Source organism: Streptomyces abyssalis (assembly GCF_001751365.1).
Lineage (GTDB): Bacteria > Actinomycetota > Actinomycetes > Streptomycetales > Streptomycetaceae > Streptomyces > Streptomyces abyssalis.
The window spans coordinates 998,435-1,014,484 of record NZ_LJGT01000038.1; the positions used below are offsets into that span (position 1 = coordinate 998,435).

Annotated in this window: 12 protein-coding genes; 5 read left to right on the top strand and 7 right to left on the bottom strand. The window is 70.6% G+C overall.

Translation table 11 applies throughout. The annotated features are described in order from the left end of the window. Window positions 1-166: 166 nt before the first annotated feature. On the top strand, window positions 167-997 hold the full coding sequence (locus AN215_RS11660) for a maleylpyruvate isomerase family mycothiol-dependent enzyme (protein WP_070009057.1): 831 nt from the start codon (window positions 167-169) through the stop codon (window positions 995-997). Window positions 998-1,290: 293 nt separating this feature from the next. Here the strand turns inward: AN215_RS11660 and AN215_RS11665 are convergent, their stop codons facing one another. Beyond that, window positions 1,291-2,604, bottom strand: coding sequence for an MFS transporter (locus tag AN215_RS11665; RefSeq protein ID WP_070009058.1), 1,314 nt, complete (start codon window positions 2,602-2,604; stop codon window positions 1,291-1,293). Continuing rightward, window positions 2,601-3,320 carry a GntR family transcriptional regulator gene (locus tag AN215_RS11670; RefSeq protein ID WP_070009499.1) on the bottom strand — a complete coding sequence of 240 codons (720 nt, stop codon included), beginning with the start codon at window positions 3,318-3,320 and terminating at the stop codon, window positions 2,601-2,603. Before AN215_RS11670 ends, AN215_RS11665 begins: the two co-directional genes overlap by 4 nt. A 247-nt stretch (window positions 3,321-3,567) precedes the next feature. On the opposite strand from AN215_RS11670, the gene AN215_RS11675 reads away from it, so the two are divergent. Continuing rightward, entirely contained in the window at window positions 3,568-4,314 is a 747-nt protein-coding gene (locus AN215_RS11675; protein WP_070009059.1) for a YqeB family protein, read from the top strand. Between the two features lie 115 nt (window positions 4,315-4,429). Here the strand turns inward: AN215_RS11675 and AN215_RS11680 are convergent, their stop codons facing one another. The 3 genes from AN215_RS11680 to pdhA form a co-directional block, all read right to left on the bottom strand. After that, a complete protein-coding gene (locus AN215_RS11680; protein ID WP_070031149.1) occupies window positions 4,430-5,914 on the bottom strand; it encodes a dihydrolipoamide acetyltransferase family protein in 1,485 nt (494 codons plus the stop codon). Window positions 5,915-5,928: 14 nt separating this feature from the next. Then, window positions 5,929-6,894, bottom strand: a complete 966-nt coding sequence (locus tag AN215_RS11685) for an alpha-ketoacid dehydrogenase subunit beta (protein ID WP_070009500.1) — start codon at window positions 6,892-6,894, stop codon at window positions 5,929-5,931. 85 nt (window positions 6,895-6,979) lie between these two features. Then, the gene (gene pdhA / locus AN215_RS11690; RefSeq protein ID WP_070009060.1) at window positions 6,980-8,341 is read right to left on the bottom strand and encodes a pyruvate dehydrogenase (acetyl-transferring) E1 component subunit alpha; all 1,362 of its coding nucleotides are present in this window, start codon (window positions 8,339-8,341) and stop codon (window positions 6,980-6,982) included. A gap of 399 nt (window positions 8,342-8,740) precedes the next feature. On the opposite strand from pdhA, the gene AN215_RS11695 reads away from it, so the two are divergent. Then, the gene (locus tag AN215_RS11695; RefSeq protein ID WP_070009061.1) at window positions 8,741-9,442 is read left to right on the top strand and encodes a response regulator; all 702 of its coding nucleotides are present in this window, start codon (window positions 8,741-8,743) and stop codon (window positions 9,440-9,442) included. A 25-nt stretch (window positions 9,443-9,467) separates the two neighbouring features. On the opposite strand, the gene AN215_RS11700 is transcribed toward AN215_RS11695, so the two are convergent. Then, complete coding sequence (locus AN215_RS11700; protein WP_070009062.1) at window positions 9,468-11,051, bottom strand: protein kinase domain-containing protein; 1,584 nt, start codon at window positions 11,049-11,051, stop codon at window positions 9,468-9,470. 524 nt (window positions 11,052-11,575) lie between these two features. On the opposite strand from AN215_RS11700, the gene AN215_RS11705 reads away from it, so the two are divergent. Further along, on the top strand, window positions 11,576-13,252 hold the full coding sequence (locus AN215_RS11705; protein ID WP_070009063.1) for a Stk1 family PASTA domain-containing Ser/Thr kinase: 1,677 nt from the start codon (window positions 11,576-11,578) through the stop codon (window positions 13,250-13,252). 135 nt (window positions 13,253-13,387) lie between these two features. Here AN215_RS11705 and paaN read toward each other — a convergent pair whose 3' ends face one another. Beyond that, complete coding sequence (gene paaN / locus AN215_RS11710; protein WP_070009501.1) at window positions 13,388-15,151, bottom strand: phenylacetic acid degradation protein PaaN; 1,764 nt, start codon at window positions 15,149-15,151, stop codon at window positions 13,388-13,390. Window positions 15,152-15,436: 285 nt separating this feature from the next. Between paaN and AN215_RS11715 the strand changes: the two genes are divergently transcribed. Continuing rightward, the gene (locus tag AN215_RS11715) at window positions 15,437-16,030 is read left to right on the top strand and encodes a TetR/AcrR family transcriptional regulator (RefSeq protein WP_070009064.1); all 594 of its coding nucleotides are present in this window, start codon (window positions 15,437-15,439) and stop codon (window positions 16,028-16,030) included. Window positions 16,031-16,050: the final 20 nt, after the last annotated feature.

Here is a 16,050-nt window from a genome sequence, read left to right on the forward strand (position 1 = left end):
TTCACGCGTAACGGCCGGGCACCGTACCACCGCCAGTGCGCAAAAGGGGTCCGAATGGGCCTAGCATCGTGCCCCGAAAGCACTGCCGCGTCGGCCTCGCGCAGCGTAACTTGAGAGCACCGCACGCACCGAAGACCACGAACGTCCGTACCGCCCGAGGGGTCTCGTGACCGACCACCCAAGCCTTCAGCCATACGTCGACGCCTGGACCGAGTCCATCGAAGCGATATCAGAACTGGTGAGGCCGCTCGCCGAGGGTGAGTGGAACCGGCGCACCGCCTGCCCCGGGTGGTCGGTCCGGGACGTGGTCTCCCACATCATCGGCATGGAGTGTGAACTCCTCGGCGATCCACGGCCGATCCACACCCTCCCCCGCGACCTCTACCACGTCGTCGACGAGCCGAGCCGGCACATGGAGATCCAGGTCGACGTGCGGCGGCACCACACCGGCCCCGAGATGACGAGCGAGCTGGAGTACACCATCATCCGCCGCTCCCGTCAGCTGCGTAACGAAAAGCGCGAACCGGACGCCGAGGTACGGGACATCATGCCGGGCGGTTCGAAGGTCACCCTCGAACACCAGCTCCGGCTGCGGGCGTTCGACGTGTGGGTGCACGAACAGGATCTGCGGCGGGCGCTGGGCAAGCCCGCCAACCTCGACTCGCCGGGCGCGGCCGTGGCGCGCGACGTGCTGGTGCTGGGCCTGCCGAAGGTGGTCGCGAAGAAGGCGGGCGCTCCCGCGAACACCGCGGTCGTCTTCGACGTGAGCGGCCCGATGGAGTTCATGCGTACCGTCCGGGTCGGCGCCGACGGCCGCGGCACGGTCGACGGCAGCCCCTCGCTGGGCCCCGCGGCCACGCTGTCGCTGGACTGGGAGACGTATGTGCGGCTCGCAGCCGGGCGCGTACGGGCGGATGCCGTGGCGGAGCAGGTGAAGGTCGAGGGCGACGCGAAGCTGGCCAAGGCGATCCTGGAGAACTTCACCGTCACGCCGTGAGGGGATGACACCGGCGGGCGCTCGCGCCACGCGGCACCTGGAGCGGCGTTCGCGGCGCACCGGTTGCCCCGCCGGGCGCCGCGTGCCCGCCCCGGTCCCGCAGGAGGGCACGTCGCGGGCCGCGGTTCCGGCCGCATGGCCCGGCCGCACGGCCCGCGTGACAAGGCAAGACCGGCCGGCCGTGGGCTCGCTGCCGCCACCGCGCGCGGAGCCGCGCTGCCCGCTGCGCGCCGGCGGAACGGAGCGTACGGGCAGGCGGATGACCGGCCCGAATGCCCGTCAGGGCACCCGCGTCAGCGGGAGACCGGGACGTGCACCGCCTCCACACGGCTGGCGACGATGCGCTCACGCTCGCGCCTGTGCGCCCGCTTGCGGAGCCGCAGGATCTGCACGACGCCCAGCGCCTCCAGCACGAAGATGCTCGCGAAGCCCGCGCGGAAGCTGCCGCCGGTGAGGTCCAGCAGCACGCCGACCGCCAGCAGCGTCGTCATCGAGGCCGTGAACCCGCCCATGTTGACGATTCCCGAGGCCGTGCCCTGACGTTCCGGGGGGTTGGCCGGACGGGCGAAGTCGAAGCCGATCATGGAGGCCGGGCCGCACGCCCCCAGCACCGCGCACAGAAGCGCGAGCAGCCACATCGGCGAGTGACCGGGCCAGAGCAGCACCGCTGCCCACACTCCGGCGGTCATCGCCACCGTGCCGAGCGCGAGCGGGGCGCGCGCCGCGTGGTGCCTTGCGATCACCTGCCCGAAGACCAGGCCGACGGCCATGTTCGACAGCACGATGAGCGTGAGCAGTTCACCCGCGGTCGCACGGTCCAGGCCCTGTCCCGCGACGAGGAACGGCATGCCCCACAGCAGCAGGAAGACCATCCCCGGGAACTGGGTGGTGAAGTGCACCCACATCCCCAGGCGGGTGCCCGGCTCGCGCCAGGCCCGCAGGATCTGCCGCCGTACGTAGCCGCCGCCCAGATGCGGCGGGGAGACCACCGCGTACCCCTTCGGGTGGTCCCTGAGGAACACCACGACCAGCACCGCCAGCAGCACACCGCCCACGGCGCTGCCCGCGAACGTGGCCGTCCAGCCGAAGGCGTCGAGCACCCGGGCCAGCACCAGCGTCGTGACGAGGTTGCCCGCCATGCCGATGAGGCCGGCGATCTGCGCGATGACCGGCCCGCGCCGCGCCGGGAACCAGCGCGAGCCGAGCCTCAGCACGCTGATGAACGTCATCGCGTCCCCGCAGCCCAGCAGGGCACGGCAGGCCAGCGCGGCGGCGTACGACTCGGAGAAGGCGAAGCCGAACTGCCCCGCCGTGAAGAGCACGACGCCCAGGGACAGCACCTTCTTCGTGCCCAGCCTGTCCACCAGCAGCCCGACCGGTATCTGCATCCCCGCGTATACGAGCAGTTGGAGGATGGAGAACGTGGACAGCGCGGAGGAGTTGATGTCGAAGCGCTCCGCGGCGTCGAGCGCGGCGACGCCGAGGCTGGTGCGGTAGGTGATGGCGACGAAGTAGACGGTGACGCCCAGGCCCCAGACCGCGACCGCGCGGGAACCGCCGGGCGGGTCGCTGTGGACCGGCACGCCCGCGGAGGTGGGTGCGCTCACCGCACATCACCGTGGACCAGGTGCCGCACCCAGGTGACGTGGCGGCGTACGGCCTCCGCGGCGGCTTCCGCGTCGCCCGCCCGCACCGTCTCCGTGATCTCCGCGTGCTCGGCGATGCTCTTGGCGATGCGGTCGGGGTGCGCGTGCATCATGGCGACGCCCATCCGCAACTGCCGGTCACGGAGCTGGTCGTAGAGACGGGTGAGGATCTCGTTGCCCGTGCTCTTGACGATCTCCGCGTGGAAGCAGCGGTCGCTCACCGCGAACGCCGTGAGGTCGCCGGCGTCGGCGTGCGCGCGCTGCTCGTCCAGCAACTCCTCGAGCCGCGCGATCAGTCCGGCGTGCACCGGGTCCGACGACTTGCGCACCGCGTGCTGCTCGACGAGGAGGCGCGTCTCCACTACGTCGGTGATCTCCTGCGCCGACACGGGCAGTACGAGGGCGCCCTTCTTGGGGTAGAGCCTGATCAGCCCCTCGACCTCCAGGCGCAGCAGCGCCTCCCGTACGGGCGTACGCGATACGCCGACGGCCTCGGCGAGCTCGCCCTCGGTGAGCAGCATCCCGCCCTCGTAACGGCGGTCCAGCACGGCCTGTTTGACGTGTGCGTACACGCGGTCGGCGGCGGGCGGGCGGCGCGAGGCGGCCGGTGCCCTGGACGTCGAGGTGGACGTCGAGGTGGAGGGTGCGGAGGTCGCGAGATCGGTGGAAACGGACATGAGCACAGCTTAGATACAACACAGATGCGTGGGAGTTCGCGTCCGCGATATGGACTCGCTCCCGCTCACCCGCTCCTGAACGATGCCTCCCTGCGGCCCGGAGCAGCCCGTTCATCTCGGCTGTTACCTGGTGATATCGGCACGTCCGAGCAGGTCCAGGCCCTCGTTCTCGGCCGATCCCGCCCGCTGGAGCCGCTTCCGGCAGCAGCATGGGTTGCGAAAGAGAACGTCCGGAGTGAGGTAGATCATGAGTACGGACAAGAGACCCGAGGGGGAGGCGCAACCCGAGGGGGAGGCGCAAGAGGAACGTTCCACCGTGCTTGCCGAGCCGCGCTGGAGCACCGTGTTCCTCTACGTCGTCTGCGTGGTGGCGGCGACGGTCGCCGGCTGGCTGACCGGCATCCTGACGGACTGGCTGGCGACGCTGCCGCTGGCGTCGCTGACGGAAGTGGCCCGGATAGCCGCGGGGCTCCCCGATCCGGTGTTCCCCGTCGCGGGTGCGGTGGCGGGGTTGTGGCTCGGAGTCAACGCCCAGCGCGAGCAGTTGGCGATCCGCCTGTCGGACGACCGTGTCGTGCTCACGCGCAAGCGCCGTGAGCAGGAGTTCCTTCGCGAGACCGTCGCGGCGGTCTTCCGGGACGGCGACCAGCTCGTCCTGCTCGGCAGCGACGGCGGCGAACTCGCCCGGCAGGACTGCGACCTGGACGCCGACGGGGTCCACGCCGCCTTCACCGGGCACGGCTACGTCTGGGTGGACGCCGATCCGCACCAGGACGAGTTCCGCCGCTGGGTCCCGGACACTCCCGGACTGCCGGAGGGTGCCAACGCCATCCTCGCGGCACGCCAGAAGTCGCTGGAGAAGAAGGACTCCTCCGACGACGACGTTCAGGAACTGCGTGCGGAACTGGCCCGTCTCGGCGTCGTCGTGAAGGACGAGAAGCGGCGGCAGTACTGGAGGACGTTCGAGACCACCGCGGATCCCGCGATCGAGTAGCGGGCCCCGCCGGACCTGCCGCCCCCGTTCCCGGCCACCGCACACGGCGGTGCCGGGCCCCGTGGAGGGGGCCCGGCACGGGACTGCGCGGGCGGACGGCCGGAGGCCGTGCCCGTCAGGTCCAGGTCATCAGCCGCCTGGGGTGTTCCAGGACCGCCGCCACGTCCGCGAGCACCTTCGAACCCAGTTCGCCGTCGATCAGACGGTGGTCGAAGGCGAGCGCGAGTGTGGTCACGTCACGCGGCTTGACCTTGCCCTTGTGCACCCACGGCTGCTGCCGCACCTGGCCGAAGGCGAGGATCGCGGACTCACCGGGGTTGAGGATGGGCGTCCCCGTGTCGACGCCGAACACGCCGACGTTGGTGATCGTCACCGTGCCGCCCTGCATCGCGGCCGGGCTCGTCCTGCCTTCACGGGCCGTGGAGACCAACTCGCCCAGCGCCTGCGCCAGTTCGGGCAGAGTCATGGCCTGCGCGTCCTTGATGTTCGGGACGATCAGGCCCCGCGGCGTGGCCGCGGCGATGCCCAGATTGACGTAGTGCTTCCGCACGATCTCCTGATTCGCCTCGTCCCAGGCGGCGTTGGCCTCCGGGTGACGGCGCAGCGAGACCAGGAACGCCTTGGCGACCAGCAGCATCGGGTTGACGCGGAGCCCCTGCATGTCCGGGTCCTGCTTCAGCTCCCGTACGAGCTTCATCGTCCGCGTCACGTCCACGGTCACGAACTCCGTGACATGCGGCGCGGTGAAGGCGCTGTTGACCATGGCCTGCGCGGTGGCCTTCCGTACCCCGCGCACCGGGATCCGCGTCTCCCGGGCCGCCGTCTCACCGGCCCCCGCAGCCTCGGGCTGCGCGGGCGCGACCGCGGCGGGTGCCGGGCCCGGGACGCGGGAAGCGGCCGGGGCGGCGGCCGCGTGGACGTCCTCGCGCGTGATGACGCCGTCGGGGCCCGTCGGCACGACCGTCGTCAGGTCGATGCCGAGGTCCTTGGCCAGCTTGCGCACCGGCGGCTTGGCCAGCGGACGCCCGGGGCCGGCAGGTGCGGGGACGCCGGCGACGCCGGCCACGCTGCCTGCGCCTTCCCGGTGACCGTTCAACTCACCCTGAACGGCCGCCTGTACGGACTCCTCCACGGACTCCGGTGCACCGTTCCCGTTAGGCGGTGCGTCCGCCGCGGCCTGCGGCTTGCGCGGGCGGCGCTTGGTCGGGGAGTCCGCGACCCCGTAACCGACCAGGACGGGCTGCCGCTTGTCGCCGCCTCCGTCGCCGGACCCTTCGCGGGCCCCCTCGTCGGCGGGCACCGCCGGTCCCGCGGCCGCCTCGCCGCCGAGCGGCCCGGCCGAGGGGTCGGTGTCGACAGCGATGATCGCCGTGCCGACGTCCACGGTCGTGCCCTCGGTGAAGCGCAGCTCGTGCACGGATCCGTTGAAGGGGATGGGCAGTTCGACCGCTGCCTTGGCCGTCTCGACCTCGCAGACGACCTGGCCGTCCGTCACCGTGTCACCGGCCTGGACGTACCACTTGAGGATCTCGGCCTCCGTCAGCCCCTCGCCCACGTCGGGCATCTTGAACTCGCGGATGCGGGTCGCGCTCTCTGTCATCGTCACGACTCTCCTCAGTACGCCAGCGCGCGGTCGACGGCATCGAGCACCCGGTCAAGACCCGGAAGGTACTCGTCCTCCAACCGGGCCGGCGGATACGGCGCGTGGAAACCGCCCACGCGCAGCACCGGCGCCTCCAGGTGGTAGAAGCACCGCTCCGTGATCCTGGCGGCGATCTCCGAGCCGGTCCCCAGGAATACTGGCGCCTCGTGCACCACCACAAGCCTTCCGGTCTTCTCGACCGACTTCTGGACGGTGTCGAAGTCCATCGGCGACATGGAGCGCATGTCGATCACTTCGAGGGAACGGCCCTCCTCCTGGGCCGCGTTCGCCACCTCCAGGCACGTCTTCACCATCGGCCCGTAGGCCGCCAGCGTGAGATCGCCGCCCTCGCGGGCCACCCGGGCCGCGTGCAGCGGCGCCGGGATGGCGGTGACGTCGACCTCGCCCTTGTCCCAGTAGCGGCGCTTGGGCTCGAAGAAGACGACCGGGTCGTCGCTCTCGATGGACTGACGCATCATCCAGTAGGCGTCCGAAGCGTTCGACGGCGAGACGCACTTGAGGCCGGCCACGTGCGCGAAGAGTGCCTCGGGCGACTCGCTGTGGTGCTCGACGGCGCCGATGCCGCCCGCGTACGGGATGCGGATGACGACGGGAAGCTTGATCTTGCCCAGTGCCCGCGCGTGCATCTTAGCGAGCTGCGTGACGATCTGGTCGTACGCCGGGAAGACGAAACCGTCGAACTGGATCTCCACGACCGGGCGGTAGCCGCGCAGCGCGAGGCCGATCGCGCTGCCGACGATGCCGGACTCCGCGAGCGGGGTGTCGATGACCCGCTGCTCGCCGAAGTCCTTCTGCAGGCCGTCGGTGATGCGGAAGACGCCGCCGAGCTTGCCGACGTCCTCCCCCATGACCAGGACCTTCGGGTCGTTCTCCATCGCGGAGCGCAGGGATTCGTTGAGCGCCTTGGCGATGGGCATCTTCCGTACGTCCGGGGTGCCGGACGCGGCGGCGTCCGGGGACGCCGGCGTGGTCGATGTGGTCGAAGTAGCGGCAGCGGCCATGTCAGCGGCCCTCCCCTGCGGATTCGGCTGAGTCGGCGAACGACGCGAGGTACTCGGCGAACTGGGCGCGCTCCTCGTCGACCAGCGCGTGCCCGTCGGCGTAGACGTTCTCGAAGATCGCCATGGTGTCCGGGTCGGGCATGGTGCGGATCGCCTCACGCACGTGCTTGCCCATCGCCTCGCTCTCCTCGTCGATGGACGCGAAGAACGCGTCGTCGGCGAGCCCGTCCTTCTCCAGGTACGCGCGCAGACGCGCGATCGGGTCCTTGGCCTCCCACTCGGCGCGCTCCTCGTCCCGGCGGTACCGGGTCGGGTCGTCGGAGGTGGTGTGGGCGCCCATGCGGTACGTGAACGCCTCGACCAGCATGGGCCCTTGGCCGCTGCGCGCACGCTCGACGGCGGCGCGGGTCACGGCGAGACAGGCCAGCACGTCGTTGCCGTCGACGCGGACGCCGGGGAAGCCGAAGCCCGCGGCGCGCTGGTAGATGGGCACGCGGGACTGCCGCTCGGCGGGCTCGGAGATCGCCCACTGGTTGTTCTGGCAGAAGAAGACGACCGGCGCGTTGTAGACGGCGGAGAAGGTGAAGGCCTCGGCCACGTCGCCCTGCGAGGAGGCACCGTCGCCGAAGTACGCGATGACGGCGGAGTCGGCGCCGTCCAGGCTGACGCCCATCGCGTAGCCGGTGGCGTGCAGGGCCTGGGAGCCGATCACGATCGTGTAGAGGTGGAAGTTGTTGGTGGTGGGGTCCCAGCCGCCGTTGTTGACGCCGCGGAACATGCCCAGCAGCTTCGTCGGGTCCACACCGCGGCACCAGGCGACGCCGTGCTCGCGGTAGGTGGGGAAGACGTAGTCGTCGTCGCGCAGCGCGCGCCCGGAGCCGATCTGCGCGGCCTCCTGGCCCAGCAGCGAGGCCCACAGGCCGAGTTCGCCCTGGCGCTGGAGCGAGGTCGCCTCGCTGTCGAAGCGCCGGGTGAGCACCATGTCGCGGTACAGGCCGCGCAGCTCCTCGGCGCTCAGATCGATGGCGTAGTCGGGGTGTTCGACCCGCTCGCCCTCGGGGGTCAGCAGCTGTACGAGTTCGGGGCCTGCCGATCCGTTCGCGCCCTGTCCCGCGGCGCGCGGCTTGGCGGACCTGGCCGTCCTCGCGGGCTGGGCGGTCTTCGCCGCCTTCGTGGGTTTCGCGGTCTTCGCCGCCTTCGCGGGTTTCGAACCCGCGGGTTTCGAACGCTTCGCGGTCTTCGCCGTCGTACCGGTAGTGCTGCCGGCGTCGCCCGGTGCGGACGCCGCCTTCTTCGTGGCGCGCTTGCCTCCGGTGCCGCTGCGGCGCGACGTGCTGCGCGCGGCAGTGCTCTCCACGGTCACGTGTGCTCCTCTTCTGTCCGGCCCCCGGGGTCGCCGGTGGCCTGGGGTTCCCCCGCCCGTGGGCGGAGGGAGGCTCGCCCGGTCCCGTACGGCCACGGGGGTGGGTGCGGCACGGACGGCAACCGGACGGTGACGATGTCTCGGTTAAGGCCCGCTGAAGCAGTTCCCAGGACTCCATACATGCATGAAGCTGCCCTGACCTGCAACTTTGCTCGGATTTCCAACTAACGACTCGGAAGTCCGGGCAAGCGGAAGGTTCAGAGACATCACTGGTCACAGCCTCGCGGGCCTCGTGGACCTTCCCCTGCGCCTTCGGCGTGGGGAGGCCCCAAGCACGGTATCCCGCGGCTCCAGAGTGCGGGAAGGGCGGAGCGGAGACCAGTGTGTGAGACTGAAAAAATGGAAGAAAGCACCCAAATCACTGTCTTCCTGCTCGATGATCACGAGGTGATCCGCCGGGGTGTGCACGAGATGCTGTCGGCGGAACCCGACATCGAGGTGATCGGCGAGACGGACAACGCGGCCGAGGCGCTGAAGCGCATCCCCGACGCCCGTCCCGACGTCGCCGTGCTGGACGTACGTCTGCCGGAGGGCAGCGGCATCGAGGTCTGCCGCGAGCTGCGCTCCCGCGACCCGGACATCGCATGCCTGATCCTCACCTCGTTCCCGGACGAGGAGGCGCTCGTGCACGCCGTACTGGCGGGCGCCTCGGGCTACGTCCTCAAGGGCATCCGCGGCAAGGAGCTCCAGTCGGCGGTACGGGACGCGGCTGCCGGGAAGGTGCTGATCGGCCCGGATTCCGCCCGCCGGGTGGTGGAGCGGCTGCGCCGGGGAGCCGCCCGCGAGGACGGCATGAGCGGCCGGGAGAAGCTGGCCTCGCTCACCGGCCAGGAGCGCATCATCCTCGACCTCATCGGCGCGGGCATGACGAACCGTCGTATCGGCGACGAGCTGAACCTGGCAGAGAAGACGATCAAGAACTACGTGTCGCAGCTGCTCTCGAAGCTCGGTATGGAACGCAGGACACAGGCCGCCGCCTACGTCGCACGGATGCAGGCGGGGCAGGACGCCGAGCAGGACGGTCCGCCGTACGAGCAGTGACGGACCACCGGGGGGGCCGGGGCCGTCAGTCGCTGCCTTCGCCCTCGCCGCCGCCGGAGCCGGGCCCGCCCTCAGTGGTGCCACCGTCTTCCTCGGTGGGCGGATCGGAGGGCGTATTGGTGGGGCCGCCGGTGCCTCCGCCGTTTCCGGAGTTGCCGGAGTCCGTCTCGCTCGGGGTGTCCGTCGGCTCCCCCGTGGGCGAGGTCTCGGTCTCGCTCGGCGTCGTCTCGGAGGGCGTCTGGGTGGGTGTGTCCTCGCCGGTGTCGCCCGTGCTGGCGCCGGGCTCCTCCTCGGTCTCCGTGGGCGTCGGCGTCGGGTCCTCCGACGTCTCCTTGTCCTTCGGCTCCGTCGTCGACGTGTCCGGCTTGGTGTCGTTCTCCCCCTTGCCGGAGTCGTAGGTCGCGGCGAACCAGATGCCGGCCGCCACGGCGATCACGGCGAGGAAGGCGATGAACGCGTACTTCACGCCGCCGCCACGGCGGTCGTCGCGGCGCGGCCCGCCTTCGAACCCGCCGTCGTCCCGGTCGGGCCGGCCCATCAGCATGGGCGGTGCCAGCGTCGAGGTGTCGCCGTGCGCGGGGTGCTGCCGTGCTCCGGCGCCGGGGACGCCCATCGCGGGGGTGGAGCCCCCGGCGTGCGCGACCGGGCCGGTGTTCCACATGCCGCCCGTGTGGCTGCCCTGCTCGTGCAGCATCTGCAGCGCGTACTGGGCGAGGCCGCGCATCTCCTCGGCGCTCTGGAACCGGTCGTCCGGGTCCTTCGCCAGCGCCCGCATCACCAGCCCGTCCAGCTCGGGCGGGACGGTCTCCGCGGACTCGGACGGCGGCGCCGCCTCGTCCTGGACGTGCTGGTAGACGACCGAGAGCGGGGTCTCGCCCGTGAACGGCGGTCTGAGAGTGAGCAGTTCGTAGAGGAGACAGCCGGTGGCGTAGAGGTCGGAGCGGATGTCGACGGTCTTGCCGAGCGCCTGCTCCGGGGAGAGGTACTGGGGTGTGCCCATCACCATGCCGGTCTGCGTCATGGTGTTGGACGCGCCGTGGAGGGCGCGGGCGATACCGAAGTCCATCACCTTCACCGCGCCGGTGTTGGTGATGATGACGTTGGCCGGCTTGATGTCGCGGTGCACGATGCCGTGCTGATGGCTGTAGGCCAGGGCCTCCAGCACACCGGAGACGATGATCAGCGCTTGGTCGGGCGGCGGCGCCTCGGCGTTGAGCAGCAGATCGCGGATCGTGCGGCCCTCGACCAGCTCCATCACGATGTACGGCGTGACGGAGCCGCCGATGGTCTCCTCGCCGGAGTCGTAGACGGCCACGACCGCGTGGTGGTTGAGGCCCGCGACGGACTGCGCCTCACGCGTGAAGCGGGCCTTGGAGACCGGGTCCTCGGCGAGGTCGGAGCGGAGCAGCTTCACCGCGACGGTACGGCCCAGGCGCAGATCCTCGGCGGCGAAGACCTCCGCCATGCCGCCCCGCCCGAGGCGGTGGGTAAGGCGGTAGCGGCCGTCGCCGACAAGGCCGTTGTTGCCCCACAGCTCAGGCGATTCGGCCATGGAGCCGCCCATGGCGTCAGGGTCCGAGGGACCCCCGCCGGCCTGCGTCTGTGCCATCTGTCCTCGCCGTGGATCGAAATGCCGTCATCCGGTGTGGGTCGCGCGGTGCCTACCCCCTGACCGCCGGCTCATGCCCGGACGGCTCATGCCCGGACGCCCCGGGCTCGCGCCGCTCCGCTTTGGAGGCTACAGGCTCGGGGGAGTCGCATGGATGGGGACGGATCAGCCATCCAATCGGCTGCGGTACCCGGCTGGCAAGTTCGCAGGCGGTGGGGCGAGAGCCCCTGCGGGACGGGCCGTGCGGCCTTGCGGGACGGGTTTTCGGGGTCCCTTTGCGGCGCCTTCGTGCTGCAGCGCACACAGGGGACTCGGGGCGCAAGAGTTGCGAAGAACCAGAGCTGCCACAGTTGTGGTCACAGGTTGCGCATCGGGTTACGGAACGGGCACTGCGCTTGACGTACCGGAGCCCTCCGGCAGACTTGAGCCGGTACGAGAATCAGTGAGCATCAGCGAGTTTCCGGGGCCGGAAATCTGCCCTGAAAAAACTGTGCGGGGGCATGCCGCCGAGGGGGAGCAGTCAGATGAGTGACGACGGCGGTCAGGCAGCCGCGGAGTACGCGGGCCGCACGGTCGGCGGCGGCCGCTTCCAGCTGCAGAGTCTGCTCGGCGCCGGCGGCATGGCATCCGTCTACCTCGCCTACGACTCCGTCCTCGACCGCCAGGTCGCGGTCAAGACCCTCCACACCGAGCTCGGCCGTGAACAGTCCTTCCGCGAGCGCTTCCGCCGCGAGGCACAGGCTGTCGCGAAGCTCACACACACCAACATCGTCTCGGTCTTCGACTCCGGCGAGGACGAGATCGACGGCGCGATGGTGCCGTACATCGTCATGGAGTACGTCGAGGGCAAGCCGCTGCGCTCCGTACTGGACGAGGACATCGCGCAGTTCGGCGCGATGCCCACCGAGAAGGCACTGAAGATCACCGGCGACGTGCTGGCGGCGCTCGAGGTCAGCCACGAGATGGGGCTGGTCCACCGGGACATCAAGCCCGGCAACGTGATGCTCACCAAGCGCGGCGTGGTCAAGGTGATGGACTTCGGCATCGCGCGCGCCATGCAGTCCGGGGTCACGTCGATGACGCAGACCGGCATGGTCGTGGGCACGCCGCAGTACCTGTCGCCGGAGCAGGCGCTGGGGCGCGGCGTGGACGCCCGTTCCGACCTGTACTCGGTCGGCATCATGCTCTTCGAACTCCTCACCGGGCGGCTGCCGTTCGACGCCGACTCCCCGCTGGCCATCGCGTACGCGCATGTGCAGGAGGAGGCGCCCACTCCGTCCGCGATCAACCAGTCGCTGACTCCCGCGGTCGACAGCCTCGTGGCGAGGACGCTGCAGAAGAACCCGAACGAGCGCTTCCCGTCTGCGGAAACGATGAACCAGGAGTGCACCCGCCTCGTCCGGCAGGCGGCGGCCGGTGCCTCTCCGTCCATCGTGCAGGGGCTTCCGGTCGCGCAGAGCGGCGCGGGAGTCGGGCAGGCCGTCTTCCCGCCGGTGGGCGAGGGCACGCCGCCGCCGCAGGGGGTGCAGCCCTACCAGCCGCAGCAGCAGTACGGCGGGTTCGGGCCTTCGACGCCTCCGCCGCCCGCCACCGCACCGATGGGGCAGTACGCACCGTCGCCGTACGGTGCGCAGCAGGGCGCGGGGCAGCACACGCCTCCTCCGTACACGCTCTCCCCGCAGCCCTCCGGTGGCGGTGGGGGGCGTAAGAGCAACACCCCGGTGATCGTCGGTTCGGTCATCACGGTGGCCGTCGCGGTGATCGCGGTGATCGTCGCGGTGCTGTTCTCCAGCAGCACCGAGACGGACCCGGAGGCCGACAACGACCCGATCCCGACGACCTCTGCCCCGCGGCAGGAAGCACCCGAGGCCGAATCGGGCGGAACCGGCGACGAGGAGGCCGACGGCTTCAAGCCGGAGGACAAGTCCAAGACGATCGAGACCACCCGCTGCACGAACGCCCCCGACAGCTACTCGGACAAGAGCAAGAAGATCGTGCCCGACTTCACCTACAAGAACCTGGACTCGGTGAAGAAGTGCATCAAGGCCGCGGGCTGGAAGCTCGGCGAGGTCTCACACGAGGACGAGAACATCTGGGGCAAGAACATGGTCCTGGAGCAGTCCCCTGACGGCATCGAGTACTTGGACCCGGACAAGGACAAGATCGAGCTGACCGTCTCCACAGGCAAGCCCGGCGACTGACCGGCCCGCACCGCACCGTGCCCGGTCCGCCGAACAGGCCGGGGCGCCCGACGCGCACCGCACGCGCCGGGCGCCCCTTCTCTTTCTCCGACCGCTTCCTCTACGGCCGCTTCGTCTACGGCCCGCTTCTTCCGATCAGTCCTGCGCCGGGGCGGACTCCGCGGGCCGCCGCACCTCCACCGTCCGGAAGCGGTCGGCGACGAACGCGACGTCGCACAGGGCCGCGTTGGCGGCGGGATTGCCGCCGGAGCCGTGGAAGTCGGAGAAGGCCGCGGTCTGGTTCACATAGACCCCGCCGGTGAGGTTGAGCGAGAGCTGCGCGCACTCGTCCATGCAGGCGTCCTCGATCAGGCGCTCCGCCGCCGGGGAAGTGGTGTACGCGCCGACCGTCATGGCGCCCTTCTCACGCACCGTGCGCCGCAGCAGGGCGACGGCGTCGGCGGTGGAGTCGACCGCGACGGCGAAGGAGACCGGCCCGAAGCACTCCGAGAAGCACGCCGCCTCCGCCTCCGGCTTCGCGGACTCCAGGTTCACAACGGCCGGTGTGCGCACCGTCGCACCGGGGAAGTCGGGGTGCTCCACCGGACGGGATTCCAGGGCCACTTCGCCCAGCGAGGCCGCCGACTCCACGCGCTCACGCACCTGCGGGCTGACGATGGCGCCCAGGATCGCGTTCGCACGGGCGTCGTCCCCCAGCAACTTGCCCACGGCGGTGGCGAGATCGGCGACGACCTCGTCGTAGGACTTCTCGCCCGCGTCCGTGCTGATGCCGTTCCGCGGGATCAGCAGATTCTGCGGCGTGGTGCACATCTGGCCGCTGTAGAGCGAGAGCGAGAAGGCGAGATTGCCGAGCATGCCCTTGTAATCGTCGGTGGAGTCGATGATCACCGTGTTGACCCCGGCCTTCTCGGTGAAGACGCGGGCCTGGCGGGCGTTGGCCTCCAGCCAGTCGCCGAAGGCTGTCGAGCCCGTGTAGTCGACGATGCGGATCTCGGGGCGGACCGCCAGGTCCTTGGCGATGCCCTCGCCCTCCCGCTCGGCCGCCAGCGCCACCAGGTTCGCCTCGAAGCCCGCCTCCGTGAGCACCTCGCGGGCGATACGGACCGTCAGCGCCAGCGGCAGCACCGCACGCGGATGCGGCTTGACCAGCACCGGGTTGCCCGTGGCGAGGGAGGCGAAAAAGCCCGGGTAACCGTTCCAGGTGGGGAAGGTGTTGCAGCCGATCAGCAGCGAGACGCCGCGGCCCACCGCCGTGAACCGCTTGTCGAGTTCGAGAGGGTCGCGCTTGCCCTGCGGCTTGGACCAGGCGGCGGTCTCGGGGGTGCGCACCTGCTCGGCATAGGCATAGGCCACGGCCTCCATGCCGCGGTCCTGCGCGTGCGGGCCGCCCGCCTGGAGCGCCATCATGAACGCCTGGCCACTGGTGTGCATCACGGCGTGCGCGAACTCGTGCGTACGGGCGCTGATGCGGGCCAGAATCTCCAGGCACACCGCCGCCCGCACCTCCGGCCCCGCCGCACGCCACGCCGGCATCGCCTTGCGCATCTCGGGGAGAAGCACGTCGATGTCGGGGCGCGGATACTCGATGCCCATCTCCAGGCCGTACGGCGAGACTTCCGTCGACGCCCAGCCGCCCTGCGGGCCGGCCGTGCCCGGCTGGCCCTCGATCTCGAAGCGGCTGCCGCGCAGCGCGTCGAAGGCGGCCTGGCCCTGCCCGGCGCTCAGCGAGCCCGCCACGGCGGACTCCTCCCCGTACGCCTTGGGGTGCTCGGGGTGGGGCGACCAGTACTCGCGGCTGCGGATCGCCTCCAGCGCGCGGTCGAGCGTGGGACGGTGCTTCTCGGTCAGCCGGGCCGCGGAGAGCGCGGTGCTGCCGGCCGTAGTCGCGGTGGTGGTCACGGGTGCGGTCACGAACGACCAACTCCTCGTCGAAGCTGGGGGCTGGGTGGCTGATACCCCTCCCGGCGAGCCCTGCCCTGTCGCGGGCAGACATCGCCGGTCACGGCACTGGCGCTGTCTTGCGCTGCATCGCCTGCACGCCTCGCCCGGATGTGCGCGGCGCGCCGGCCCCGCATGGCTGCGCGGGCTGTCGGTCCTGCAGCAACAGGTAGATACTGCTACCGAACGATCGGTCGGTGCAAGGGGGTCGGTGAGCCTGTGGACAACGCGGATAGCATCGGCCGCATGCCGGTCAAGCGCGACACCTACACACCCGACTCGCTGCTGAAAGTCGCCGTGGAGGTGTTCAACGAGCGCGGTTACGACGGCACCTCGATGGAGCATCTCTCCCAGGCCGCCGGCATCTCGAAGTCGTCGATCTACCACCACGTACGCGGCAAGGAGGAGCTGCTGCGCCGGGCGATAAGCCGGGCCCTCAGCGGGCTGTTCGGCGTCCTCGACGAGCCGCGTGCGCGCGAGGGCCACGCGATCGACAGGCTGGAGCACGTCACCCGCCGCACCGTCGAGGTGCTGACGGCGGAGCTGCCGTACGTGACGCTGCTGCTGCGGGTCCGCGGCAACACCGACACCGAACGGTGGGCGATGGCCCGCCGCAGGGAGTTCGACCAGCGGGTCTCGGAGCTGATCAAGCAGGCCGTGGCGGAGGGCGACCTGCGGGCCGACGTGGACGTACGGCTGGCGACGAGGCTGCTCTTCGGAATGATCAACTCCATCGTGGAGTGGTACCGGCCCTCGCGTGCCGGGCGTGGAAACACCGCCACCAGCGACGAGGTGGCGGAGGCCGTCGTGCGCACGGCCTTCGCGGGTCTGCGCAGCTGACCGGGACCCGCCTGCTCGCG